25 protein-coding genes and 1 pseudogene are annotated in these 25,328 nt (G+C 56.6%); 12 read left to right on the forward strand and 14 right to left on the reverse strand.

Going from position 1 to position 25,328, the window contains the following annotated elements; translation table 11 throughout:
- Nucleotides 1–92 precede the first annotated feature (92 nt).
- The 5 genes from dprA to ruvX are packed head-to-tail and all read right to left on the reverse strand — an operon-like array spanning nt 93 to nt 4,612.
- Nucleotides 93–1,196 carry a DNA-processing protein DprA gene (dprA, locus tag FPY71_RS06245; protein WP_246160172.1) on the reverse strand — a complete coding sequence of 368 codons (1,104 nt, stop codon included), beginning with the start codon at nt 1,194–1,196 and terminating at the stop codon, nt 93–95.
- Nucleotide 1,197: 1 nt separating this feature from the next.
- Nucleotides 1,198–1,809 carry a glycerol-3-phosphate 1-O-acyltransferase PlsY gene (gene plsY / locus FPY71_RS06250; RefSeq protein WP_149298826.1) on the reverse strand — a complete coding sequence of 204 codons (612 nt, stop codon included), beginning with the start codon at nt 1,807–1,809 and terminating at the stop codon, nt 1,198–1,200.
- A complete protein-coding gene (locus FPY71_RS06255; RefSeq protein WP_149298828.1) occupies nt 1,806–3,113 on the reverse strand; it encodes a dihydroorotase in 1,308 nt (435 codons plus the stop codon). The genes plsY and FPY71_RS06255 overlap by 4 nt, the downstream gene beginning before the upstream one ends.
- A complete protein-coding gene (locus tag FPY71_RS06260; protein WP_149298830.1) occupies nt 3,110–4,063 on the reverse strand; it encodes an aspartate carbamoyltransferase catalytic subunit in 954 nt (317 codons plus the stop codon). Before FPY71_RS06260 ends, FPY71_RS06255 begins: the two co-directional genes overlap by 4 nt.
- A 51-nt stretch (nt 4,064–4,114) precedes the next feature.
- Nucleotides 4,115–4,612, reverse strand: a complete 498-nt coding sequence (ruvX, locus tag FPY71_RS06265) for a Holliday junction resolvase RuvX (RefSeq protein ID WP_149298832.1) — start codon at nt 4,610–4,612, stop codon at nt 4,115–4,117.
- A gap of 78 nt (nt 4,613–4,690) precedes the next feature.
- On the opposite strand from ruvX, the gene FPY71_RS06270 reads away from it, so the two are divergent.
- From FPY71_RS06270 to FPY71_RS06295, 6 genes and pseudogenes are all read left to right on the forward strand, one after another.
- Complete coding sequence (locus FPY71_RS06270; RefSeq protein WP_149298834.1) at nt 4,691–5,410, forward strand: metal-dependent hydrolase; 720 nt, start codon at nt 4,691–4,693, stop codon at nt 5,408–5,410.
- A gap of 68 nt (nt 5,411–5,478) precedes the next feature.
- The gene (gene gatC, locus FPY71_RS06275) at nt 5,479–5,766 is read left to right on the forward strand and encodes an Asp-tRNA(Asn)/Glu-tRNA(Gln) amidotransferase subunit GatC (protein WP_149298836.1); all 288 of its coding nucleotides are present in this window, start codon (nt 5,479–5,481) and stop codon (nt 5,764–5,766) included.
- 68 nt (nt 5,767–5,834) lie between these two features.
- Nucleotides 5,835–7,316: an Asp-tRNA(Asn)/Glu-tRNA(Gln) amidotransferase subunit GatA gene (gene gatA / locus FPY71_RS06280; protein ID WP_149298838.1), complete on the forward strand. Its 1,482-nt coding sequence runs from the start codon at nt 5,835–5,837 to the stop codon at nt 7,314–7,316.
- A gap of 147 nt (nt 7,317–7,463) precedes the next feature.
- The gene (gatB, locus tag FPY71_RS06285) at nt 7,464–8,960 is read left to right on the forward strand and encodes an Asp-tRNA(Asn)/Glu-tRNA(Gln) amidotransferase subunit GatB (RefSeq protein WP_149298840.1); all 1,497 of its coding nucleotides are present in this window, start codon (nt 7,464–7,466) and stop codon (nt 8,958–8,960) included.
- A 257-nt stretch (nt 8,961–9,217) separates the two neighbouring features.
- Entirely contained in the window at nt 9,218–9,604 is a 387-nt protein-coding gene (locus tag FPY71_RS06290) for an NADH:ubiquinone oxidoreductase subunit NDUFA12 (RefSeq protein ID WP_149298842.1), read from the forward strand.
- A 65-nt stretch (nt 9,605–9,669) separates the two neighbouring features.
- Nucleotides 9,670–10,011 (forward strand): annotated as a pseudogene (locus FPY71_RS06295) (DUF2155 domain-containing protein); the annotation flags it as partial.
- Here FPY71_RS06295 and aat read toward each other — a convergent pair.
- The 5 genes from aat to FPY71_RS06320 form a co-directional block, all read right to left on the reverse strand.
- Entirely contained in the window at nt 9,951–10,613 is a 663-nt protein-coding gene (gene aat / locus FPY71_RS06300; RefSeq protein ID WP_149298845.1) for a leucyl/phenylalanyl-tRNA--protein transferase, read from the reverse strand. The pseudogene FPY71_RS06295 and the gene aat overlap by 61 nt on opposite strands.
- 6 nt (nt 10,614–10,619) lie before the next feature.
- Nucleotides 10,620–11,972, reverse strand: coding sequence for an acetyl-CoA carboxylase biotin carboxylase subunit (accC, locus tag FPY71_RS06305; protein ID WP_149298847.1), 1,353 nt, complete (start codon nt 11,970–11,972; stop codon nt 10,620–10,622).
- Nucleotides 11,973–12,210: 238 nt separating this feature from the next.
- Nucleotides 12,211–12,687, reverse strand: a complete 477-nt coding sequence (accB, locus tag FPY71_RS06310; RefSeq protein ID WP_149298849.1) for an acetyl-CoA carboxylase biotin carboxyl carrier protein — start codon at nt 12,685–12,687, stop codon at nt 12,211–12,213.
- 92 nt (nt 12,688–12,779) lie between these two features.
- Nucleotides 12,780–13,511: a DsbA family protein gene (locus tag FPY71_RS06315; protein WP_149300507.1), complete on the reverse strand. Its 732-nt coding sequence runs from the start codon at nt 13,509–13,511 to the stop codon at nt 12,780–12,782.
- Nucleotides 13,512–13,563: 52 nt separating this feature from the next.
- Nucleotides 13,564–14,946 carry a M48 family metalloprotease gene (locus FPY71_RS06320; protein WP_149298851.1) on the reverse strand — a complete coding sequence of 461 codons (1,383 nt, stop codon included), beginning with the start codon at nt 14,944–14,946 and terminating at the stop codon, nt 13,564–13,566.
- 77 nt (nt 14,947–15,023) lie between these two features.
- Here FPY71_RS06320 and FPY71_RS06325 point away from each other — a divergent pair, with 77 nt between their 5' ends.
- Nucleotides 15,024–16,193 carry a pyridoxal phosphate-dependent aminotransferase gene (locus FPY71_RS06325; protein ID WP_149298853.1) on the forward strand — a complete coding sequence of 390 codons (1,170 nt, stop codon included), beginning with the start codon at nt 15,024–15,026 and terminating at the stop codon, nt 16,191–16,193.
- On the opposite strand, the gene FPY71_RS06330 is transcribed toward FPY71_RS06325, so the two are convergent.
- The 4 genes from FPY71_RS06330 to FPY71_RS06345 form a co-directional block, all read right to left on the reverse strand.
- A complete protein-coding gene (locus FPY71_RS06330) occupies nt 16,190–17,251 on the reverse strand; it encodes an amidohydrolase family protein (RefSeq protein ID WP_149298854.1) in 1,062 nt (353 codons plus the stop codon). The two genes, FPY71_RS06325 and FPY71_RS06330, sit on opposite strands and share 4 nt — an antisense overlap.
- An 84-nt stretch (nt 17,252–17,335) precedes the next feature.
- Nucleotides 17,336–18,232 (reverse strand): N-acetylneuraminate lyase, encoded by an 897-nt coding sequence (locus tag FPY71_RS06335; protein WP_149298856.1) that lies wholly within the window; start codon nt 18,230–18,232, stop codon nt 17,336–17,338.
- A 6-nt stretch (nt 18,233–18,238) separates the two neighbouring features.
- Nucleotides 18,239–19,357 (reverse strand): mandelate racemase/muconate lactonizing enzyme family protein, encoded by a 1,119-nt coding sequence (locus FPY71_RS06340; protein ID WP_149298858.1) that lies wholly within the window; start codon nt 19,355–19,357, stop codon nt 18,239–18,241.
- A gap of 189 nt (nt 19,358–19,546) precedes the next feature.
- On the reverse strand, nt 19,547–20,284 hold the full coding sequence (locus FPY71_RS06345; protein ID WP_188052240.1) for a FadR/GntR family transcriptional regulator: 738 nt from the start codon (nt 20,282–20,284) through the stop codon (nt 19,547–19,549).
- Between the two features lie 279 nt (nt 20,285–20,563).
- On the opposite strand from FPY71_RS06345, the gene FPY71_RS06350 reads away from it, so the two are divergent.
- The 5 genes from FPY71_RS06350 (at nt 20,564) to FPY71_RS06370 (ending at nt 25,321) form a co-directional block, all read left to right on the forward strand.
- Nucleotides 20,564–21,796: an ABC transporter substrate-binding protein gene (locus FPY71_RS06350; protein ID WP_246160174.1), complete on the forward strand. Its 1,233-nt coding sequence runs from the start codon at nt 20,564–20,566 to the stop codon at nt 21,794–21,796.
- An 85-nt stretch (nt 21,797–21,881) separates the two neighbouring features.
- Nucleotides 21,882–22,280, forward strand: a complete 399-nt coding sequence (locus tag FPY71_RS18440) for a hypothetical protein (RefSeq protein ID WP_188052241.1) — start codon at nt 21,882–21,884, stop codon at nt 22,278–22,280.
- Between the two features lie 160 nt (nt 22,281–22,440).
- Nucleotides 22,441–23,268, forward strand: coding sequence for a carbohydrate ABC transporter permease (locus FPY71_RS06360; RefSeq protein WP_149300508.1), 828 nt, complete (start codon nt 22,441–22,443; stop codon nt 23,266–23,268).
- Nucleotides 23,258–24,115 (forward strand): carbohydrate ABC transporter permease, encoded by an 858-nt coding sequence (locus FPY71_RS06365; RefSeq protein ID WP_149298866.1) that lies wholly within the window; start codon nt 23,258–23,260, stop codon nt 24,113–24,115. Before FPY71_RS06360 ends, FPY71_RS06365 begins: the two co-directional genes overlap by 11 nt.
- Nucleotides 24,116–24,196: 81 nt before the next feature.
- Complete coding sequence (locus FPY71_RS06370) at nt 24,197–25,321, forward strand: ABC transporter ATP-binding protein (protein ID WP_149298868.1); 1,125 nt, start codon at nt 24,197–24,199, stop codon at nt 25,319–25,321.
- Nucleotides 25,322–25,328: the final 7 nt, after the last annotated feature.

Genomic DNA, 25,328 nt, shown 5'->3' on the forward strand with positions numbered 1-25,328 from the left:
TCTGCGCTCAAATGGACAGCCACGCGGCAACGGTCAACCCCGCCTGCCTTTATTCCCACCAAGTCGCATTTCACCTGCTGGCATACTTCATACTAGCCGCAAAGGGAAACGCGCCCATCGGCATGGCGCTGTAATTTGCCTGCAAGGTTCAGTTCCATCAGCACCAACTGCACCATCGGACCGCTGAAGCCAGTGTGGGCTACAAGCTCATCCAGAGAGACCGGAACGGTGCTGAGGGCGGCAATAATTTTTGCGCTGTCATCCGGTTCGTCGCCATCAACAGGGCAAATCTCGCTGATTGATTTTGAGTCGCTGCCGGAAAATATGCCGCATTGGTTCAGTGCCTTCAGAATATCGTCCGGTCCTGCCACAAGAATCGCCCCTTGCTGCAAAAGCGCGTTGGTGCCAGCCGAGCGGCTGTCCAGCGGTGAGCCGGGAACGGCCATTACCGGACGCTGCATTTCCCGCGCCAGCCGCGCACTGATCAGCGAACCCGAACGTTCCGCCGCTTCTACCACCAGTAGTCCGTTGGCAAGGCCCGCCACCAGCCGGTTGCGGCGTGGAAAATCTGCCGGGCGCGGCTCCCAGCCAAAGGGCATTTCCGATATCAGGCATCCGCCATGGTCCAGGATTGCGCGCATCAGCGGTTTGTTTTCCGGCGGGTATGGCCGGTCCAGCCCTCCGGCAAAAACCCCGGCCGTGCCGGTGGTCAGGCTTGCTTCATGCGCCGCAGTGTCAATTCCGCGCGCCAGGCCCGATATAATGCAAAGTCCCGCTTCACCTGCATGTTTCGCAAGCCGCTGAGTCAGCTTCATCCCGGCCAGCGATGCGTTGCGTGCGCCAACAATTGCCAGTGACGGCCGGTTCAGAAGGTTCGATTCGCCCATGATGGTCAAAACCGGAGGTGGAGGCGCAATGGTGCCCAATAAAGCGGGAAAACTGCTTTCACCCTGGAAATGAAGTTTTGCGCCAAACCGCTCGGCTTTCAAAAACTCCTGTTCGATGTCAGCCTCTGACGCCAGAACAATGCTGCGGTATTTGGCCTCCCGGCAATGGGGCAGTGCCACCAGCGCATTGCGGGCGCTGCCAAATCGGCTTGTCAGTGCACAGAATGTTGCCGGACCTACCTTGACGCTGCGGGCCAGCCGCAAACGCGCATAACGTTCGGTTTCAGAAAACTGGCCGCACGCTTGCAACTTATTTTCCGCCGCCAATTTTCCCTTCTGTTCCAGACAGAAGGCGTTGAATGTTGGCATGGTGCTTTAAATAAACCAGAACAGTGAGTATGCCTGTGAGCAGTGCTGCAACCGTGTTGCCCATGGCAAAAAGCGCAACCGGCACAATCAGGGTTGCAACCAGAGCCGCCAGTGACGAATAGCGGAACAGGAAGGCCATGCTCAGCCACGCAGCGGCAAACACCGCCACACCCCATGGCGCAAACCCAAGCAGAACACCGATATATGTGGCCACACCCTTGCCGCCTTTGAACCCAAGCCACACCGGAAACAAATGCCCGATGAAGGCAGAAAGCCCGGCAATCGCCGCGGCTGGTTCGCCCCAGCGCGCCGCAATCACCACCGGTACCGTGCCTTTCAGAACATCACCGGCCAGTGTCAGTATGGCCAGCGCCTTATTGCCGGTGCGCAGCGCATTGGTCGCGCCAATATTGCCCGAACCGATAGAGCGCAGATCCCCCAGACCAAAGGCCCGAGTGAGCAGAAGCCCGAACGGAATGCTGCCGCTGAAATAGCCCAGCGCGGCGCAGAACAGCAATATTGCCAGGGGAACCTGCGAGAAAAACCCGTTCATGCAGCGCCGCCATCCAGATTGAACACAGTTTGCCCGGCCACAATGGTTCGCACTGCGCGACCCTGGAACCGCGCATTTTCAAACGCCGTGTTTTTCTGGAGCGAATGAATGTCTGTTTCAGAAAACACATATGGCCGGTCCAGATCCACCAGAGTGATATCTGCCGGGTTGCCGGGCTGCAAAGTGCCGCGGTCCAGTTTCAAAAGTCTGGCTGGACCAGCGGTGAGGGCAAAGATCAGGCGCTCCAGCGAGACCTGGCCTGAATGGTACAGGCGCAGACTGGCCGACAGCAGGCTTTCCAGACCAATCGCCCCGACCGCCGCCTCCTGAAACGGGCGGCGCTTGCCATCGGCGCCCTGCGGATCATGCGCCGAGACAATAATGTCGATAGAGCCATCTGCCAGACCTTCAACCATGGCAAGGCGGTCATCCTCTGACCGCAAGGGCGGTGAAAGCCGGAAGAAGGTTCGGTATTCGCCAATGTCATTTTCATTCAGCGATAGATTGTTGATCGACACGCCGGCGGTAACATTGGCCAGCTTTTGTTTGGCGCGGCGCACAACATCGACTGAACCGGCGGTTGAAAGCTGTGCCGCGTGGTAGCGAACGCCAGTCAGCGCAGCCAGCCGCACGTCACGCTCCAGTGGAATAACCTCAGCCTCGCGCGCAATGCCCGTCAGTCCAAGCCACGAGGCCAGAAGCCCCTCATTCATGACACCGTTTCCGGTCAGGTCCGGATCCTGCGTGTCATGCATGAACAGCCCGTCAAAATCACGCACATAGGTCATGATCCGGCGGATCAATGCCGGATTGGAAAGGGTTTTGCGCCCTTCGGTGAACACATTGACACCGGCATCGGTGAGAATGCCGATTTCGGTCATCTCAGCGCCCTTCAAACCCTTGGTCAGGGCAGCGGACGGGAAGACATTGACCCTGGAGGTTTCACGCGCGGTGTGCATGACAAATTGCGCCAGCGCCACATCATCAATGACCGGATTGGTGTCCGGCATGGTCAGAATTGATGTTATGCCGCCAGCCGCAGCCGCTTGCCCAACAGATTGTATGGTTTCGCGATGCTCGTAGCCCGGTTCACCCATGAACACGCGTGCATCCACCAGACCCGGTATGGCCAGAAGCCCGTCGGCATCCACAACCAGTGCACCGTCCGGCTTGCCCTGATTGCGGGCGCTGGCGCCAGCCGCAACAATGCGACCATCCTGCATCAGAATCGAGCCAGCTTCGTCCTGATTTCTCGCTGGATCGAAAACCCTGGCATTTTCAATGAGTAGCGGCTGTTGGCTCATGCGGTTTCTCCACCGTCGCCAGCCAGCCATTCCATGACAGCCATGCGCACGGCAACGCCCATTTCAACCTGTTCCTCAATCACGCTTTGCGGACCATCGGCAATGCCCGAGGCAATCTCCACACCACGGTTCATTGGCCCGGGGTGCATGACCAGCGCGCCCGCTTTTGCCCAGCCAAGTTTCTGCGCATCCAGACCGAAGTGCCGGAAATATTCCCGCACGGAAGGCACGAAAGCTCCTTCCATCCGTTCGCGTTGAAGACGCAGCATCATCACCACATCGGCGCCTTCCAGCCCTTCATCCATGCGATGAAAAACCGTAACGCCCATATTTTCGATGCCTGCAGGCAAGAGTGTGGAAGGGGCGACAACCCGAACATTTGCACCCAGTGCATTGAGCAGCAGAATGTTGGAACGGGCGACCCTTGAGTGCAGCACATCGCCGCAAATGGCAACGGTCAAGCCGGCAATCTGCCCCTTGCGGCGGCGAATGGTCAGCGCGTCCAGAAGTGCCTGCGTGGGGTGCTCATGTGCGCCGTCTCCGGCATTGACAACCGAACAGTCAACTTTCTGCGCCAGCAGCGCCACGGCACCGGCTGCGTGGTGGCGCACCACCAATATATCCGGCTGCATGGCATTCAGTGTCATGGCCGTATCTATCAGCGTTTCGCCTTTTTTCACCGACGAATTGGCAACAGACATGTTCATGACATCTGCGCCCAGCCGTTTGCCGGCCAGTTCAAAAGAGGCCTGCGTGCGGGTGGATGCTTCGAAGAAAAGATTGATCTGGGTCCGCCCCTTGAGGGCAGACTTTTTCTTGTCGCGGGATCGGCTGACTGCGATTTCGCTTTCGGCGAGATTGAGCAGATGGTGAATTTCAGGCAGCGACAAATGCGCAATGCCCGTTAAATGCCGACGCGGATGTGGCGAGGATGCTGTTTCAACGTTCATATCAAGCGTTGCTCTTATGCCCAAACCAGCGGATGCGGCAAGCAGGCCGTGTCACTCATCAACCGGAAAATTTGTTGCTGTTGTGTTCAGATGTCTCATTCTGTCGAGTGCGCCCTGTAAAATGAAGGCCGCTGCGGCTGAATCTATACGTTCTGCACGTTTTTTACGCGAAAGGTCGGCATCTATCATCGTGCGTTCGGCAGCAACGGTGGACAGTCGCTCATCCCAGAACACCACGGGGCGTGCATCCCCCCTGCCATAATTGCGCACAAAGGCTCTTGTGGCCTGCGATCTTGGGCCTTCCGTTCCGTCCATATTCAACGGCAGGCCAATGATGATGACGCTGCACCGCGCCTCATCCAGCATTTTTGCCAGTGCCGCCGCGTCGTCTGAAAAACGGGTGCGCTTGAGCACAGGGCGCGGCGTGGCGAATCGCAGGCCAAGGTCTGAAACGGCAAGACCGATGGTTTTTGTGCCCAGATCCAGCCCGGCAATCACCGTGTTCGGCAGCAAAAGACTTTTTATTTCTGCTATATCAACCACTGCCACGCTTCTTGATCCTTTGCCTTGCAAGCGCCAATATGTCTTGCATCCCGTTCAGCCACACCCGCCTGGAGACGCTTTAGCATGAGACTGACCTATTATGGCCATTCGGCATTTCGGATTGATACAGACCGGTCATCCATTCTTGTTGATCCATTTATCTCCGGCAACGGCCATTTCAAAGGGTCGCTGGAGGAGGTGGCAGAAGGTATAACCCATATTGCGCTGACCCATGGCCATGCCGACCATGTGGGCGACACGGTTGAAATCGCCCGCCGCACAAATGCGGTGGTGATTGGCAATTTTGAGCTGGTGAGCTGGCTTGGATCAAAAGGCGTTGCACGCACGGAGCCGGGCAATACGGGCGGCACCCTGCACTTTGAAGATTTTTCAGTAACGTTCACACAGGCGTTTCATTCGTCCGGTCAGGTTGAAGCGGACGGCAGTGTGATCGACCTTGGATCTGCCAACGGGCTTGTGTTCCATTTCGCCAAAGGGCCGACGATTTATCACATGGGTGATACGGATATTTTCGGCGACATGGCGCTGGTTCAGGAACTCCACCAGCCGCAGATCGGGCTGGTGCCGATTGGCGACCGGTTTACAATGGGTGGTGCTGTGGCGGCTCTGGCGTGCCGGCGTTACTTCCGCTTTGAAAAAATCGTGCCAATTCACTGGGGAACATTCCCATTGCTGGACCAGACAGCCGATGGTTTTGTTGAGGCGATGGAAGATGCGGCAAAGACCGTGCTTGCGCCGCAAATTGGCGTTGCGTTCGATATCCAGCCGCTTGAAACCGCCTAAGGGCGTTGTCTCCTGCGCCTGGTGTCGATATAGCCACAAAAGATAGTTCCGGTATGGAAGGCTGAACCTTGTCCGTCGATATACAAACTGTTCGCCGCGTTGCGCGGCTGGCCCGTATTGCCGTTTCAGACAATGATCTGGAAGTGATGCAGGGTGAATTGAATGCCATTCTGGGCTTTGTCGAAAAACTGGAAGAAGTTGATGTCACCGGCGTTGAAACCATGACATCCGTGACTCCAATGGAAATGCGCAAGCGCGCCGATGCCGTAACGGATGGCAACAAGGTTGCAGACATCCTGGCCAATGCGCCGCTTTCGGAAGACAATTTTTTTGTGGTTCCCAAAGTGATCGAATAGGGTTTTTCAGGCCTTCCCGGCAAGTCCGATGCTTCGCTGCACCCAGTTGATGATTGTGAATTTTGAAGATGACCGAGCCAACATCCCTGACTATTGCAGAGGCCCGCGCCGCACTGAAAGCCAAGAGCCTTTCTGCGCTGGAGCTGACCAATGCCTATCTGGCCGCGATTGAAGCGGCAAACCCGGCAGTCAATGCTTATGTCGCGGTTACCGCAGACAAGGCGCAGGAAATGGCAAAAGCCAGCGATACGCGGCTTGCTGCAGGGCAGGCCGGAGCGCTGGAAGGTATTCCGCTGGGTATCAAAGACCTGTTTGCAACCGAAGGCGTGCACACACAGGCCGCCAGCCATATTCTGGATGGCTTCAAGCCGCGGTATGAATCCACCGTGACGGCCAATCTGTGGGCAGACGGCGCGGTGATGCTGGGCAAACTGAATATGGACGAGTTTGCCATGGGCTCTTCCAATGAAACCAGCCATTATGGCGCGGTTGTGAACCCCTGGCGCAAGACGGGCAGTGAGGAAAAGCTGGTGCCGGGCGGGTCTTCCGGTGGTTCCGCCGCAGCGGTGGCAGCGCAATTGTGCGCGGGTGCCACGGCAACGGACACCGGTGGCTCCATTCGCCAGCCGGCCGCCTTTACCGGCACCGTGGGCATCAAGCCGACCTATGGCCGCTGCTCGCGCTGGGGCACGGTGGCTTTCGCTTCTTCGCTGGACCAGGCGGGGCCCATTGCGCGCGATGTGCGTGATGCCGCAATCCTGCTAAAATCCATGGCCTCGGTGGACGTGAAGGACACGACCTGCGTTGACAGGCCGGTGCCGGACTACGAGGCAGCCGTCGGTCGATCTATCAAGGGCCTGCGCATCGGCATTCCAAAAGAATACCGCGTGGACAATATGCCGGCCGAAATTGAAGCGCTGTGGCAGCAGGGCATTGCCTGGCTGCAGGACGCTGGCGCTGAAATTGTTGAAGTGTCGCTGCCGCATACGCAATACGCTCTTCCAGCCTACTACATTGTGGCACCAGCCGAAGCATCGTCCAATCTGGCGCGGTATGACGGCGTGCGCTACGGCCTGCGCGAATCCGGCAAAGATATTACGGCAATGTATGAAAATACCCGTGCCGCCGGTTTCGGGCGCGAGGTTCAGCGCCGCATTCTCATTGGTACCTATGTGCTGTCGGCCGGCTATTACGACGCCTACTACCTGAAGGCCCAGAAAATCCGCACCCTGATCAAGCGGGATTTTGAAACGGTGTTTCATGCGGGGGTCGATGCCCTTCTGACACCGGCAACCCCCAGCGCCGCTTTTGCAATTGGCGATGAGGAAATGAAAAAGGATCCGGTGCAGATGTATCTGAACGACGTGTTCACCGTCACGGTGAACATGGCCGGTCTGCCGGGTATTGCGGTGCCAGCCGGCTTGTCAGCGCAGGGAACACCGCTTGGTCTGCAATTGATCGGCCGTCCGTTCGATGAAGAAACGCTGTTTGCTACTGCTTCGGTGATCGAGCAGGCAGCAGGGCGTTTTACACCAGCCCGCTGGTGGTAAAAGTGACAGCAATTTGCATCGGGCCGACATACGGTCTGCGCTGAAAATTGCTGGCAAACTGGGGTTAGAGAGTTTTGCAGTTCACAGTAACTCAAAACTTTCTGGAATTTTTTTCCGGCTTTGCCGGCATGAAACAGAGTGTATCTGATGGCCATCATTGATTCGCGCACACCTGATCCCAAGAAGTTCATTTCCGGCGCCACTGGCGACTGGGAGGTTATCGTCGGGCTGGAAGTGCACGCGCAGGTGCTTTCCGAGGCCAAGCTGTTCTCCGGCGCTTCCACGCGCTTCGGTTCCGGGCCGAATGAAAATGTCAGCCTCGTGGATGCGGCAATGCCGGGCATGCTGCCGGTCATTAATGAGGAATGCGTAAGACAGGCCGTGCGCACCGGGGTGGGGCTGAAAGCTCAGATCAACAAGCGCTCGGTGTTTGATCGCAAAAACTACTTCTATCCGGATTTGCCACAGGGCTATCAGATTTCGCAGTTTCAGCAGCCCATCGTTGGCGAAGGCGTGTTGCAGGTTTCTGTCGGGCCGGATTCCAAGGGCGGTTTTGACGAAATTGAAATCGGGATCGAGCGGCTGCATCTGGAACAGGATGCCGGCAAATCGCTGCATGACCAGCATCCGACCATGTCTTTCGTGGATTTGAACCGCTCTGGCGTTGCGTTGATGGAAATTGTTTCCAAACCGGATATCCGCTCGGCTGAAGAAGCGCGCGCCTATCTGACCAAGCTGCGCACGCTGCTGCGTTACATGGGCACATGCGACGGCAATATGGAAGAAGGCTCGCTGCGGGCCGACGTCAACGTATCGGTGCGCCGCCCCGGCGGCGATTTTGGCACGCGGTGCGAAATCAAGAACGTCAATTCCATCCGCTTTGTCGGGCAGGCGGTGGAAGCGGAAGCGCGGCGTCAGATTGCCATTCTGGAAGATGGAGGCGAGATCCAGCAGGAGACCCGGCTGTTTGATCCGGCAAAGGGTGAAACCCGCTCCATGCGCAGCAAGGAAGATGCGCATGATTACCGCTATTTTCCTGACCCGGATCTTCTGCCGCTGGAATTTGACGATGCATTCATTGCGGATGCCGTTTCCACCCTGCCGGAACTGCCGGATGACAAGCGCGCCCGGCTGATCGCCAGCGGGCTTTCAGCTTATGATGCATCCATTCTGGTTTCGGAAAAGGCGATTGCCGATTTTTACGAGCAGGTTGCTGAGGGCCGGGATAACAAGCAGGCTGCCAACTGGGTGATCAACGATCTTCTGGGAGCGCTGAACAAATCCGGCAAGGATATTGATGAGACGCCGGTTTCTGCCGATCAGCTGGGCGGTGTTCTGGATCTTATTCGTGAAAACACGATTTCCGGCAAAATTGCCAAAGACCTGTTCGAAATTCTGTGGACTGAGGGCGGCGATCCGCGCGAGCTGGTGGAAACACGCGGATTGAAGCAGGTGACCGACACCGGGGCAATAGAAAAGGCCGTGGAAGAGGTGATTGCCGCCAACCCGGAAAAAGTTGCTCAGGCACTGGCAAAGCCGACGCTGGCAGGCTGGTTTGTCGGGCAGGTCATGAAGGCGACAGGCGGCAAGGCAAATCCGCAGGCTGTGAATGAACTGGTCAAGGCCAAGCTGGGATTGGAATAGTTGGACATTCGCGCGCAGGCGTAGCATATGCGCTTGAGTGCAACTGTCGTCGCATGCTCCGTGGATTGCTTCACCTCTTTATTTTGACGCAATTCCCGTCGTAATACCGCTATACGCTGAGAGCGTTCAGTTGATCGGATGATCTTTTGAAACGCTCTGGCTCATTGCTTTGTCGCATTGACCTGCTGTTAAAGCGATTTTGCTTCAACAGGAAATGCTATAGGCTGAAATTGCTTCCGAGTGGCAGGAACAGGGTTATGAAGTTTAAAGACTGGCTGGTGGAAATTTTTACCTGGTGGAACAGCCAGACCATTGGCACCCGTTTCTACACGTGGCGTTTCGGCCAGCGTGTGGGCGAGGATGAGCGCGGCAATGTCTATTACCAAACAGCCGACGGCACCCGCCGCTGGGTCATTTACAACGGCCCTGCAGAGGCTTCCGCCATTGGCGCTGGCTGGCATGGCTGGATGCATCACCGCGTAGCCACGCCTCCCACAGCAGAGAACTACAAGCCTTATGAGTGGGAAAAGCCGCATCAGGAAAATCTGACCGGTACAGCCTTTGCCTACAGACCCAAAGGCTCCTTGCTCAATACAGCCGAACGCCCACGCGTCACCGGTGATTACGACGCCTGGAAGCCTTGATGCGGTGCTTCAAAGGGGTTTTGGCGGGGTGTATGGCTGCAACAATGCTGGCGCTGATTGTGCCTGCGGATGCTGCGCGCATTGAAAACCGCTTTGCGGTGTTTTCCGGGCTGGACAAGATAACAGGGCGGATCACCAGCTTTGACGTTGCGATCAATGAGAGCTTCCAGTTTGGCACTTTGCAGGTAACGCCACGCATCTGCTACAGCCGTTCGCCCGACGAAGCCCCGAAAACCGACAGCTTTGTTGAGGTTAATGAGGTGACGCTGGACCGCCAGGTTCGCAGAATCTTTACGGGCTGGATGTTTGCGGATTCACCGGGTTTGAACGCAGTTGAGCACCCGGTCTACGATGTCTGGCTGAAGGATTGCAGCACAGAATCCACGTCTTCAACGCCGCCGCAGTGAAAATCGCCATCCAGCTTCAGCGCCTTGCGCAAGAGCGAGTGGTAGCGCGCGCGTGAGATTTCAAACGCACCGAATCTTGTCAGATGGCTCGTGAGAAATTGCGTGTCCAACAGGCTGTAGCCGCCACGCAGCAAGCGGTGGCACAAATAGACCAGCGCAATTTTGGATGCATCGGTGCGACGGGAAAACATGCTCTCGCCAAAAAATGCTCCGCCAAGGCTGATGCCGTAGAGGCCACCCACCAACTCACCTTCGTGCCACGCTTCCACGGAATGGCCATAACCCATTTCAAACAGGCTGAGATAGAGATCGTGGATCTGGCCGTTGATCCAGGTTTCCTGCCGGCTTTGCGTTGTTTGCGCACATAATGTCAGGACCTGCTCAAAATTCGTGTCAAAGCGAATTTCAAACGGATTTTGCCGCATCGTGCGTGCAAGCCGACGGGGAACGTGAAACCTGTCAAACAATATGACGCCGCGATGCGTGGGGTCGATCCAGTGGACCGAATCCCCGGTCTGAGACTCTGCCATAGGAAATATTCCACAGGCATAGGCTTTCAGTAGCAACTCGGGTGTGACTGCATCGTCATCCGAGCTTGTCATGGCTGTTCACGCTGCCGCGTTGGCGCTTTCCAGATATTTTTCCAGCCAGTGAATATCGTAATCACCGTTCTGAATATCCGGGTTTTCGATCAGGTTCTGGAACAAAGGCAGGGTTGTCTTGACGCCATCGACAATAATTTCGTCCAGCGCACGGCGCAGGCGCATCAGGCACTCATTGCGTGTGCGGCCATGCACAATCAGCTTGCCGATCAGGCTGTCATAAAAGGGCGGAATCGAATAGCCCTGATAAACGCCCGAATCGATGCGAATGCCAAGGCCGCCCGGCGCATGGTAGTAGCTGATCTGGCCAGGTGAAGGGGCAAATGTGCGCGGATCCTCTGCGTTGATGCGGCACTCAATCGCATGGCCGGAAAAGACCACCTGCGACTGGGTAAGGGAAAGCCCCTGACCGGCGGCAACCCGCAATTGCTCATGCACAAGATCAAGCCCGGTGATGGCTTCCGTTACCGGATGCTCCACCTGCAGGCGTGTGTTCATTTCAATGAAATAGAACTCACCGTTTTCATACAGAAACTCAATCGTGCCAGCGCCGCGATATTTCATTTCGCGCATGGCCTTGGCGCAGATTTCGCCAATTCTTTCACGCTGCTCGTCGTTCAGCGCTGGCGAGCGGGCCTCTTCCCAGACTTTCTGGTGGCGGCGTTGCAAAGAGCAATCACGCTCGCCAAGGTGAATGGCATTGCCTTCACCATCGCCGAAGACCTGCACTTCGATATGGCGCGGCTTGGCGAGATATTTTTCCATGTAAACTGCGTCATCGCCAAAGGCTGCCGCGGCCTCCGAACGGGCCGTTGCCAGCGCCAATGGCAGTTCGGCAGCCGAAAGCGCAACCTTCATGCCACGCCCGCCACCGCCCGCAGAGGCTTTCACCAGCACCGGGTAGCCGATTTCCGCAGCAACTTTCAGCGCCTCGCCATCATCGGTTACCGCGCCGGCAGAACCTGGAACCACCGGAATACCCAGACGCTGGGCCGTGCGCTTGGCTTCGATCTTGTCGCCCATGGTGCGAATGGTGTCTGCACGCGGGCCGATGAAGGTGATGTTATGCGCTTCCAGAATGTCGGCGAAGCGGGCATTTTCTGACAGAAAGCCGTAGCCGGGATGCACGGCATCTGCGCCTGAAATTTCACAGGCAGCCAGAATTTGCGGAATGTTCAGATAGCTGTCGCGGGCAGGGGGCGGGCCGATACAAACACTTTCATCGGCCAGTCGCACATGCATTGCAGCGTTGTCGGCGGTGGAGTGAACAGCAACTGTTGGAATGCCGAGTTCCTTGCAGGCGCGCAAAACGCGCAACGCAATCTCGCCCCGATTGGCGATGAGAACCTTTTTGAACATAAACACCCTTCCCACCGATCAACGATCGTATTCCCGACTGCCAATTGTTGTCTGGCGCGAATGAACGGAGTGATTCTCATCTCCGCTACCGGGCCGCGCCCCACATAAAACCGTTCTACGTTTTGCCGACATTGCTTCAGAACGCTTTTACCGATCACTCGATGATGCAAAGCGCCCCGGTGCATTGTTTGTCGCATCGTCCTGACGTTGAAGCGCAACCGCGTCAACGCAAAATGCTTTACCCAATGACGACAAGAGCCTCGCCATATTCCACCGGCTGGGAATTTTCAACGCAGATGCGTTTGACAACACCAGCGCGTGGCGCAGGTATCTGGTTCATGGTTTTCATCGCTTCAATGATCAGCAGCGTATCGCCTTCATTGACGCTTTGTCCCACTTCCACAAACGGCTTGGCACCGGGCGCGGAGCTCAGGTAAACCGTGCCAACCATAGGTGAGGGCACGCTGCCGGCTTCTGGTCCGCTGGCAGCAACGGGTGCAGCCGAAGGCGCTGCCATCGGGGCAGGCGCCGCAGGCGCGTATTGCGCCGGGAAAGTTGCTGCATAGCCGCCAGCCGCGACATATTCCTTCTGCCGTGAAACGCGAATGCGAAGATCGCCCTGTTCCACTTCGATCTCTGTCAGATCCGTATCATTCAGAATATCGGCGAGTTCGCGAATGAGCGATCGATCGACGGCGTTGTCTTCTTTCGACATTTCTTATCCTTGCAAACCACGGGCAAATGCGTTGCAGCCCTATAGCCGCTTGTGAGCGTTACGGAAAGTGTAAGCGCCCACAAACTTGCCGATCAAGAGCAGGTTGCACTTCCGCACTGGCGCACATTGGCGATTTTAGCGGCGAGTTCATCTGCGCCAACAGCGCCAATGACGACCTCGTCGCCGACTACATATGACGGGGTTCCGGTGATTTGCAACGTCATGGCGTGCAAAGATACGGCCCGAAGCTCCGTATCAATCTCCCGGTTTTGCATGGCTGCGCGAATATCGGCCTCAGATGCGCCCAGTTCCCTGGCCACTTCCAGTGCCCGCTCTTCATTTCCGGGGGTGCGCGACATCAAAAGTTTCGAATGAAACTCGCCGTAACGCTCTGGCATGATTTCGCGGAAAGCAAGGCTGACACGGCTTGCCGCCGCTGAATCGGGCCCAAGAACCGGTGCTTCTTTCAACACAACGCGCAAATTCGGGTCGGAATCAATCAGCGCCAGCATGTCGGCATGGGCGCGTTTGCAGTAGCCACAATTGTAATCAAAAAACTCGACGATCGTAACATCGCCTTCCGGGTTGCCCAGCTCAGCTCCCTTTGCGGTCTGGAACAGGGTTTCTCCCGCCATGGCAATCGCAGCTTTCTGCCCTTCGCGCTGTTCGGCAGTGCGCTTTGCTTCCAGCGCCGTCATGGCTTCTACCAGCACTTCCGGCTGCGCAATCAGGTAGTTGCGAATGATCTCTTCGATCTCGGTCTTCTGCGAATCATCGAAATTTTGTGCCAGCGCCGGGGAAAGCGGCGATAGCAAAAGGGCCATGGCCAGTGAAAGTTGCAGCTTCAAAGCCTGTTTCCTTAATCCGCAATCCGCGTCAGCGGGTGGTTATAATGTCGTTGGCCTGTTGCCAGGATGGAGTTCCGGGGCGGAATTTCTGTTGTGCCCTTGCGGCAAAAACCTTCGCTTCCCTGAAATTGCCCGCCTGCCAGTAGCCCTCTGCCGTGGCCAGCTCTGCCGAGCCGACTTCGCCGATATTGCCATAAGCCATCGCCAGAAAGCGATACGCGTTATAGTTGTTCGGCTCAATGTCCAGGCCTTTGCGAATTTGCGCAATCGCTTCCTTCATGAGCGCCGGGTTGCCGGTGGTTACCAACGCCTGGCCGATGGATGCCTGCAAAAGGCCGGATCGGGAGGGCGACAACTGCACCGCGCGTTTGAAGGCAGCAGCAGCTTCCTGGCCGCGGCCTCTTTCCATCAGAATTTCGCCTTTAACTTCATGAAACCATGGCGTGTTGGGGCTGGATGCGATCAGACGGTCTATTTTCTGCAGCGCCGCACTGGGCGAGCCGGAAAGCTGAGTGGCAATGGCATCTCCATACAGCGCGGGCTGGCTGTGCAGGTCTTTGCCGAATGTCTGCCGCACCATATTGGCCCCACCGTTGTACGCAGCAATTTTTGCCCGTGCCAGGTCGTGGCGCAGTTGCAGCTCCGGCGGATCCTTACGGTCGAAATAGGGGCTTTCACGCGCCGCTGTCTGCAAAAAGCCGATGCGGTCCTGAGGAGCCGGGTGAGAGCTGAAATAGCGGTCGGTGCCGCGGCCGGAAAGAATATTGTTGCGCAACAGGCCTTCAAAGCTTTCCAGCATGCCCCTTGGCGACTGGCCAGTCTTGTTCAGATAGGTCAATGCCGAACGATCGGCAGTTATTTCCTCTGTGCGCTGATAGGCCATCAGACTGCGCCGGGCCACGCCACCGCCGCTCATCATGATGCCGCTGCCAACGCCTGCGGCCTCGCGCGAGTTGCCGGCGGCACCTGCGGCGGCCATGCCGGCGCCCAACAAGCTGGCAACAACGGCGATAACCTGCGCCCGCGCCATCTGATCGCGCAGCCTTTCCTGATGGCCACCAGCCAGATGGCCGATTTCGTGCGCCAGAACGCCGATGGTTTCATTGGGCGTTTCGGAATTGAGAATGGTGCCGGTGTTGATGAAAATGCGTTGTCCGGCCACAAAAGCGTTGAACGTCAGCTCGTTGACCAGGATAATTTCCACCCGGTTGGCAGAAAGGCCCGCTGCCTTGAGCAGGGGGGCCGAATAATCCTTGATCAGCCCCTCTATCTGCGCATCACGCACGACGGGCAGACGCGGCCTGCCGGATTGCGCTTCAGCCACCTGTGCCATCATTGGCGAAAACGCTGTGGTCAGAGCAACAGCGGATATCAGGGTCGCACGCCATATGCGGCGAAGATTTCTTTTCATGTTAAATCCTGCCCCCAAGATTCGATTCGTGCCGGATAGGTTTGTCTTTTCTTGTCTGGTGATTATGAGGCTTTTTAATGCTTGTGCTACCCGAACTTCGGCCTTCTGAAAGATCTGGCGTTGCGCCCTTTCATGCAATGGATGTGCTGGCGGATGCAAACCGCCTGAAAGCCAAGGGCGTACCGGTTATTTCGCTGGCATTGGGCCAGCCGGGCGCACCGGCTTCCAGCCACTCGCTGAAAGCGGCGCGCGACATGCTGGAACATGGCGTTGTTTCCTACACTGATGCGATGGGCATCTCGCCATTGCGCCATAAAATTGCCGGGCATTATCGCTCTGCTTATGGCATTGTGGTGGACCCCGCTCAGGTCATGGTAACCACTGGCTCGTCAGCCGGGTTCAATCTGGCATTTCTGGTCGGGTTTGACGCCGGTGCCCGCATTGCAATTGCCGCTCCGGGCTATCCGGCCTATCGCAACATCATGAAGGCCATGGGGCTGGTGCCGGTGGAAATTGACACCGGTCCAGAGGATAACTACGTGCTGACCGCCGAGCGGCTGGCGCATGAACATGCAAAGCAGCCCTTGCAGGGCGTGCTCATTGCCAGCCCGGCCAATCCCACCGGCACGGTAACTCCGCGTGACGAGCTGGAGCGTCTGGTGCAGTTTGCCGACCGCGAAGGGCTTTTGTTCATCTCGGACGAGATCTACCATGGGCTTGTTTACGGCGAAGCGGCCGCTTCGGCGCTGGAGTTTTCCGATCGACCTTTGGTCATCAACTCCTTTTCCAAATATTATTGCATGACAGGCTGGCGGGTGGGCTGGCTGGTCTTGCCAAAGGCGCTGACCCGCGCCACCGAACGCGTGGCGCAAAGCCTGTATATTTCCGCACCGGAGCTGTCGCAGGTGGCGGCACAGGCTGCGTTCGATGCCAAGCAGGAGCTGGATGGCGTGCGTGCGGGCTATGAAATCAATCGCGCGGCGATGATCGAGCGTTTGCCCCGGCTCGGCTTTTCAGGAATCGCGCCCATTGATGGCGCGTTCTATACATATGCCAAACTGCCGGAAGGTTATGGCACAGCCAGTGAATTTGCGCGCCGGGTGTTGCACGAGGCTCATGTCGCCATAACACCCGGGCTGGATTTTGATTTGTTGCACGGCGAAACGACAGTGCGTCTGTCTTATGCCGGAAGTCCCGCATCCATTGCCGAGGCGCTGGACAGGATCGCGGCGTTTCTCAGAGCCTAAACCAGTTCCAGCCGGTAAAAATCGACCGCGCTCTGAAAAAACAGCCGGTCCTTCTCATCGGCGGAACAGCCATTTGTCAGAAGTTTGAAGCTGTTCCACAGAACGGTATAGCTGACAGACTGTTTTTCGACCGGGAAATTGCTTTCAAACATGCAGCGGTCTGCGCCGAACAATTCGATACAGGTTTCAACATAGGGCTTCCACAGGGCCGCAAGTTCTTGTGATCTGGCAGGGGCAGGGCGGTTGCGCAGGTTGAACCCGCTGCGCGCATTGCTCATGCCGCCAATTTTGACAAAGACATTCGGGCAGGTGGCAAGCTCCTGCATGGCGCTGCGCCACAAATCAAAGCTTTCCTGACGCCGCCCGTCATATGGTCCGGCACCGAATATGCCGCCAATATGGTTGAGAACAATTCTCACTGTGGGAAATGCGCGGGCCAGTGCGGTCACTTCAGGTATTTGCGTTGGCAGCGCCGTCGCATCATAGGTGAGATCGCGGTCGGCCAGACACCGGAAACCGGCGCGGAATGCGTCTGAGCCGAGCACGCCGGGCTCTATCTCCAGATCAGGAAAGCCGAGTGCCGCGTCTTCATGGTAGAATGTGAGATTGCGAATGCCGCGAACCCGGCGATATGCACAATGCATATCCAGAATCTCGCCCACAGCATCGCCAAGCGAAAGATTGGCAAAGGCAACTAGTCCGGCAGAGATATTGGCAGGAGAATAGGCGCGGCTGCGAGCCATAGCGGCCATGCCGTTCAGAAACTCGGTTTCACCCAGAGATTCCAGCTCTTTCGGGCCATCGGCGCGGTACATTGTGCCGGGTGTAAGGCCGGGGCGCAAAAACGCCCCGGCCTCTACAGTAACAGAGGCGCAGACATTGTGGCCCGTGGCCAGGTCGGCTGCAAACTCGTCAAACAAGTATCTGAAATTACCGGAACCCGGCACGGGCCGGTCCCAGTAATGATGATGGGCATCGCAAATGCGCTGTTGCGGATCCAGTGCATCTTCATGCGTTCTGGCCAGCCATTCGGAATCCGGCAGTCCAACTCCAGCCATGTCCAGCCCGCTCCGTGGCAATGAAAGCGCATAACATTCGCATCAGTTTCTGCCGGGCACCGGCAGGGCGAATTGCCTTGAAAATCAGCTCTGGCGCAGTTCAGCAGCTATCGCGTCGAGTGTGGTGAAGGATGTGCCTTGCAAAGTTTCCAGCGGGTCACGGCAAACCGGTGTCTGAATGATACCCATTCGATACAGAACATATTTCAGTGCCGGAAAAACGCCTGGCTGTATCAAGGCATCAATGACCTTGTTGCAGCGCCCCTGCATGTCCAGCGCGCCAGCCATGTCACCCGATTCAAACATCTGCCGCATGGCAAGGTAACGACCGCCCATGATGTTGTAAGTGCTGCCAATGCCGCCATTGGCACCTGAGGCCATGCCGGCCAGCAGCATTTCATCATAGCCGTTCAGCAAAAGTAGGTCAGGGTAAAGGCGGTGAAGCTGTTCCATCTGGTACATGTCTTTGGCGGTTTGTTTGACACCAATGACACCGGGAATTTCCAGGAGGCTGGCCAAGTCTTCCAGCGTGAAGTTCACGCCGCTCATCGCCGGTACATTGTAAACCACCAGCGGCACGCCGTCTGCGGCCGAAACAATGTCTTGATAGTAGCGGCTGATATTGGCCTTGGAATGGCTGAAGTAAATCGGCGGAATGGCCGATACCGCATCATAGCCAAGCGCCTTGCAGGTGTTGGCCAGAGCCTGACATTCGCGGGTCGCCATCGCACCCACCTGTCCCATCAGAACAACGCGGCCGTTGTTTTCCTCTGCTACCGTTTCGAAAACCCGTTGCCGCTCTTCCTGCGTGTGCAGCAGAGCTTCGCCTGTGGAGCCACCAACGTATAATCCGTCTACGCCCTGTCCGATGACGAAATTGACCAGCCGGCGCAGATCGCCATGGTCGATTTCACCATCTGAAGTGTACGGTGTCATCAAGGCAGCATGCAGGCCACGTAGCCCGCGGGGGGAAGTCGTCATCAGTGTTTACTCCGCCCGGCCGGTTTCATCATTGTCTTTGATGAAGTCCATATCCAGTTCCAGTCCAAGGCCGGGAAGGTCCGGAATGTGCATGAAGCCATCAATCGGTACCGGCGCATTGCGGAACAACATGCCGGTTATGTCCTCAAACATCAGAAGGCGTTCCAGGAACAAGCCGTTCGGAACGGCTGCAACCAACTGAAGATGAATATTTTCCATAGCATGCGGTGCAAACTTGATGTTCCATGCCTGCGCGATTGCCGCCGCTTTGAGAAGCTCTGTGTAGCCACCCACGCGTGCGCCGTCTACCTGTAGAATGTCCACGGCTTCGGCCATGACCAGATCACGCACACCAAATTTCGAGTATTCGTGCTCACCGGTGCCCAGCGGAATGTCCGTGCCGCGCTTGAACTTTGCCAGACCCGGAATGTCATCGGCAAATACCGGTTCCTCAAACAGGTAGATGTCAAACTCCCGAACACGGTTGGCAACCTGAACGGCGGTCGCCGCGTCCCAGCAATTGTTGGCGTCCAGAAGAAGATCAATGTTCGGGCCGACAGCCTCGCGCACCTTCTGCACACGCTGCACATCCCGCCGCGGATTTGTGCCGCCTTCCACGCCGACCTTGAATTTGATCTTGCTGAAGCCGCGAGCCACCATCGACTGCATTTCAGCCACCAGCTCGTCGTCGGAATAGGAGGTCCAGCCGCCGCTGGAATAGACCGGAACCTTGGTGCGGCTGCCGCCAAGCAGGCGATAGAGCGGCAAGTCAACAATCTTGCCTTTCAGATCCCACAGCGCGATGTCGATGGCGCTCAGGGCGCAATACATCAACCCCTTGCGACCAACACCACGCAGATAGTGGAAAAATTCGTTGAAGATCCCTTCGGATTCCAGCGGGTCACGGCCAATCAGCATCGGCGCCATATTGCGGTTGATGAGCTCACGCGTGGCTTCGCCGCCCACCTCGTGATAGGTGACCCCGATGCCTTCCAGCCCCTGATCGGTGGTGATGCGAACAACCGTGTAGCCGATCATCTCCACCTTGCGGGTGGCATCGGCAAAGCCGCCAGTGATGGGCGTCGACACCAGATGGACGTCAACCTTCTTGATCTTATGCTGCACGACAGGATCCTAACGAGACTGCGACCGGATGCGATTTATCGACGGCAGTGATTGAGAATCCACTGCAGCAATAAAGCAAATAAGTCTGACAAATTTTTCAATGCATCAGAAATTGCGCCGGGAATTGGCGCGATGTCAACCGGAATTTGGCTGGACATAGCGGAATGCAGAAAAAAATCTGAAAATATGTCAGGCAGCCTGAGGCGCGTCTTCGGCATTCAGTTCCATGCCCAGCCGCGAGGCCGTATTTTGAATGTGAATGCGGGCGGCGGCACGGGCTGCCCGAGTATCCTGCGCCTGAATGGCGTTGAAAATTGCTCTGTGCTCTTCCTGCGATTTTGATCCCTGGCCTTGCTTGAGCGCGGAATTGGCCCGGGCCACAGCGATGCTTTTCATGACGGAGTCCACCAGAAGATTGAACAGCGTTTCAAAGTGCTGATTGCCGGCCGCCTTGAAAATCAACTGGTGAAATTGAACGTCGGCCTCCAGCCCAAGCTCACTGTTGCCACCGGCGAGGCTGGTTTCCATAAGCTCAATGGTCTTTTCCAACTCCAGCAGGTCTTCAGAAGAGCGGCGCTTGGCGGCCAGGCCAGCCGATTCGGCTTCAAGAGCGAGCCGCAGTTCGATCATCGCAATGATGTCGCTGTCCTCTGTGGGTGTGGTGAACTCCAAAGGTCTCGGCGGCAAAGTATGACTGACAAATACGCCCTTTCCCTGCTGGGAAATGATGTGTCCGCTGGAGGCCAGGCGCGCCAGCGCCTCTCGCAAAACCGTGCGGCTGACCCCCCAACTGGTGGACAGTGCCTGGACCGAAGGTAGCATGCTGCCGGGTGCATGTTCGCCATTGAGAATCTGCGCAAGCAGGCCGGTTTCGACCTGGTCAACCAAGCTTGGGGAGCGCTGCACAATGGAGTTCTTGTCGATCATCGGTTGCATTTCCTAACAATCACGGTAAACGTATCAGCTTATCATATCACAGGATGATAGCGCGGCACAGGGCAGCCGCGTCTCGCATGGCATCTCAGTCTCGGGTTTCCGGGCCTTCGGGTCCGGGCTGAATGAAGTCAGTAAAAATTTGTCAGTCAGCATTGATTGAATTTCAACGATTGAGCGTGTTGACTTGAGGAAGTTGCGAGAGATAAGGGCGAATGTAAGCGGTTCCAAATTTGCGGTCCGCTCCACACTTCTGGGAGGCAGTTTATGGGCATGAAATTGATTAAAGGCATTTCCGCCGCAGCGGCACTTCTGTGCAGCACGGCTGTGTTTGCTGAAGATATTGAGGTTTTGCACTACTACACGTCCGGCGGCGAATCGCTGGCGGTCAATGTTCTCAAGGAAGATCTTGAGGCCAAGGGCAACAAATGGATCGATTCCGCGATTGCCGGTGGTGGTGGGGCCAACGCGATGACGGTTTTGAAAACCCGTGTCATCTCCGGCGATGCGCCAAAGGCAGTGCAGATGCGCGGACCAGCCATTCAGGATTGGGCAGAGCAGGGGGCACTGGTTGATCTGGAAGCTGTATCCCAGAACTGGGATGAAGAACTGCCGCCAGCCATTGCCGACGCTTTGAAATATGACGACAAATATTACGGCGTGGTGAACTGGGTGCACCGGGTTAACTGGATGTACATCAACAAGCCATTGCTGGATGAAGTTGGTGCGCAGGTTCCAACAACCTGGGATGAGTTTTTCGTAGTTGCTGACAAGTTGAAGGCAGCGGGCCACATTCCGATTGCGCATGGCGGCACGCCATATCACGACGCTGTGTATTTTGAGGGCATCGTCCAGTCTCAGGGCGTGGACTTCTACCGCAAGGCCATTCTGGAAGGTGATCCGGAAGCGCTGAACTCGCCGCAGATGGTTGAGGTTTTTGATATTCTGCGCAAGTCGACCGAATATTTCGACGGTGCCACACAGGGTCGCCCGTGGAACCTGGCGGCTGCCATGGTGATTGAGGGCAAGGCCGGCTTCCTGTTCATGGGAGACTGGGCCAAGGGTGAGTTCTCTGCCGCTGGCAAGGTGCCGGATGTGGATTACATCTGCGCCGTTCGTCCGGGCAATGAAGGCATTTTCACCTTTATTGCGGATGGTTTCACTTTCTTCGGCCAAAGAGGCAGTGACGGTGCAACGCCGGGTCAATTGGAGATGGCATCGGTGATCTCCAGCCCTGATTTTCAGGAGCGTGGCGCAAAGTTCAAGGGCGCTATTCCGGCTATGAAGTCCGCTTCTCTGGACGGTTTTGATTCATGCTCGCAGAAGGCAGCAGCGGATCTTCTGGCAACGTCGGAATCCGGTGGTCTGGTGCCATCTCAAAATCAGGGAACGACGGAAGCGGTTCTTGGCGCAATCCGGGATGTTGTGACGAACTTCATCAACTCCAATCAGGATTCCGCAAGTGCGGCAGCCGAGTTGGCTAATGCCGTGCAGGCAGCGAAGTAGGGTTTGAGGTGATGCATGGGCGGGGGCTTAGGCCTCTGCCTGTGGCGCTCAAGCATTTTCAGCAAAAGTGCGAAGCGGTTTTGCGTTGAACAATGCGATGGAAAAGACGTCATTTTCAGCAAAAGTGCGCAGCGCTTTTGCGTTGAACAATGCGGTGGAAAAGCCGTCATTTTCAGCAAAAGTGTGCAGCGGTTGCGTTGAACACTGCGATGGAAAAGACGTCATATTCAGCAAAAGTGCGAAGCGGTTTTGCATTGAACACTGCGATGGAAAAGACGTCATTTTCAGCAAAAGTGCGCAGCGGTTTTGCGTTGAACACTGCGATGGAAACGACGTCATTTTCAGCAAAAGTGCGCAGCGGTTTTGCGTTGAACACTGCGATGGAAATGACGTCATTTTCAGCGGGTACGCGCAGCGCATTTGCCAAGATCAGTTTTTGAAAACAAAGAGTTTGAGCGTTCCGGGTCGTCAAAAGATCATCTGAAACGCTCTGGAGGAATGGCAATGTTCTTGAAACGACAGGATCAGACCGAGTGAGTGCTCTTCAAGAAACCACAACCAGTGCAGCGCGCGGCCTCCGGCAGCCATCGGCCTTATCTCTCTGGGCTGATCGCTGGATTCCGCTGCTTGTACTGTCACCCAGCATGCTGCTCAGCTTTATTTTCGTATATGGCTTCCTTGCGGCAACGGCTGTCTTGTCATTCACCAACTCCACGCTGATGCCGCGATATGTTTTCACGGGCTTCGATCGATATATTGACCTGTTCAACAATCGGGTCTGGTGGACCTCTGTTGTCAATCTGGCTTACTTTGCCATTCCATTTATTGTCATCAGCCTGTTTCTGGGCCTGCTGCTGGCAATTCTGATGGACCAGCGCATTCGGATGGAGGGCGCGTTGCGCGCCATTTACCTCTACCCGCTGGCTCTGTCGCAGATTGTTGCGGGCACGGCCTGGCAATGGCTGTTCAACCCCGATTACGGAATTCAGGCCACAGTGCGCTCATTCGGCTGGCAGGGGTTTGAATTCAACTGGCTCAACAACCCGCGGATGGCAATGGCCTGCGTGGTGATCGCCGCCACCTGGCAGTGCACCGGCTTTGTTGCCGCACTGTTTCTGGCTGGTTTGCGCGGTGTGGACGAAGAAATCATCAAGGCCGGAATGGTGGACGGTGCATCAATGCCCACAATCTACCGGCGTATAGTGCTGCCAGCCATGTGGCCGGTGTTCTTTTCGGTGGTGCTGCTGCTCACCCACATGTCGATCAAAACCTTCGATCTTGTGGTGGCCATGACAGCGGGCGGACCCGGAACATCAACATGGTTGCCGTCCATCTTCATGTATAATTTTGCCTTTGAACGCGGGCGAATGGGTGTGGGTGCGGCTTCGGCGGTGATGATCCTTGTTATGGTGGTTACTGTGCTGGTGCCACTGATGTATATGGAAAAGCGGGCGCAAAAAAATGCGGCATGAACACACTCTCGCGCGTCTGGCTATCTACGGGCTGCTGTTTCTGTTTGCCGCCCTGTTTCTGATGCCGTTTTACGTGGTTATCGTCACCTCGCTGAAAACGCTGCCCGAGCTGCGGCAGGGCAATATGCTCGCCCTTCCCGAAGGGCTGACCTTTGCCGCATGGGCAAAGGCCTGGGGCACGGCTTGCACCGGTGCGGCCTGCGAAGGACTGCGGCCGTTCTTCATGAACTCTGTCATGATTGTCATTCCCTCGGTGCTGATTTCATCGGGCCTTGGCGCGATCAACGGCTATGCCTTGTCGCAATGGCGGTTTCCGGGGTCGGAAGTCATCTTCACAATGTTGCTTTTTGGTTTTTTCATTCCGTTTCAGGCCATTTTGCTGCCGGCAGCGCAATTTCTGGGTTTTGTCGGGCTGGCCAACACCATTCCGGGCCTGATCATCATTCAAACGGTCTACGGCATAGCTTTCTGCACGATGCTGTTTCGCAATTACTACGTTGCCATCCCCGGCGAGCTGGTAAAAGCGGCACGTGTTGATGGGGCAGGGTTCTTTCTCATATTCCGACGGATTTTTCTGCCGCTGACCCTGCCGATCTTCATGGTCTGTGTGATCTGGCAGTTTACGCACATCTGGAACGACTTTCTTTTCGGCGTGGTGTTTTCCGGTCCGGATTCCCGCCCGATCACGGTTGGCCTCAACAACCTGGTCAACACGTCCGAGGGCGTCAAAGAATACAATGTCGACACTGCGGCGGCGCTGATAACCGCCTTGCCGACTTTGCTTGTCTACATTGTGGGCGGGCGATATTTCCTGCGCGGCCTGACCGCTGGCGCTGTCAAAGGATGAGCGCGCTTTCACCCAGCTTCTTCTGCCGCAAGGGCAGCTTTCAGTTCAAACGGTACGGCCACGCGCTGTAAGGAAACGATAATGGCAGGCTTGAGCATCAAGGACGTCCACAAGAATTACGGCAGCGTGCCGGTTCTCAAGGGCATCAATATTGAAGTTGCAGAGGGTGAGTTCCTCATTCTCGTCGGCAGTTCCGGCTGTGGAAAATCCACGCTTCTGAACATGATTGCCGGACTGGAAAGCATCACCACCGGTGAAATTCGCATCGGCGGCAGGGTTGTCAACGATCTGCCGCCAAAGAGCCGCGATATTGCAATGGTGTTTCAGTCCTATGCGCTGTACCCATCCATGACTGTGCGGGAGAACATCTCTTTCGGTCTGGAGATCCGCAAGGTTCCGGCCGAGGAGCAGAAGCGCATCGTCAACAGCGTGGCTGAATCCCTGCAGATTACCCACCTTCTGGATCGCAAGCCCAGGCAGCTTTCCGGCGGGCAGCGCCAGCGGGTTGCCATGGGCCGGGCGCTTGCCCGTGATCCGACACTGTTCTTGTTTGATGAGCCATTGTCCAATCTGGACGCGCAGTTGCGCATCGAGATGCGCTCGGAAATCAAGCTGATGCACCAGCGCACCGGCAAGACAATCTGCTATGTTACCCATGATCAGGTGGAAGCCATGACGCTGGGCGACCGCATCGCCGTTATGAAGGATGGCGTTGTGCAGCAGCTTGGCCGCCCGCAGGAGGTTTATGACTCGCCTTCCAACATGTATGTGGCCAGCTTCATCGGCGCGCCGCCCATGAACTTCATTCCCGGAAAGCTGGAAATGGCTGGTGAACGTTTGGCCATGCGGCTGGAAACCGGTGCGGAAAGCGGCTTGCTGATGCTGCCTTTCCAATTGGACACCGTGTCTGCCCGGCCTGGTGATGATATCATTCTGGGCATCCGTCCGGAACGCCTGACCTCAAAGGTTGGCAAGGAGGCGGACGGCTCTGCCATGCAGCGCCTGAATGTTCTGGTGGATATTATTGAACCGACAGGGCCCGATACGCTGGTTTTCGCCACGCTGAATGGAAAGCGCACCTTATGCCGTGTGCAGCCCGATATTGCCCCGGCAGTGGGTGACAGATTGCCGATCGATTTTGATCTTTCGCTTGCCTTGCTGTTTGACCCGGCAAGCGGCAAGCGGCTGGATGCGGGCCGCACATAGTCCGCGG

Origin of the sequence: Aureimonas fodinaquatilis, from assembly GCF_008369445.1 — a bacterium.
Lineage (GTDB): Bacteria > Pseudomonadota > Alphaproteobacteria > Rhizobiales > Rhizobiaceae > Aureimonas > Aureimonas fodinaquatilis.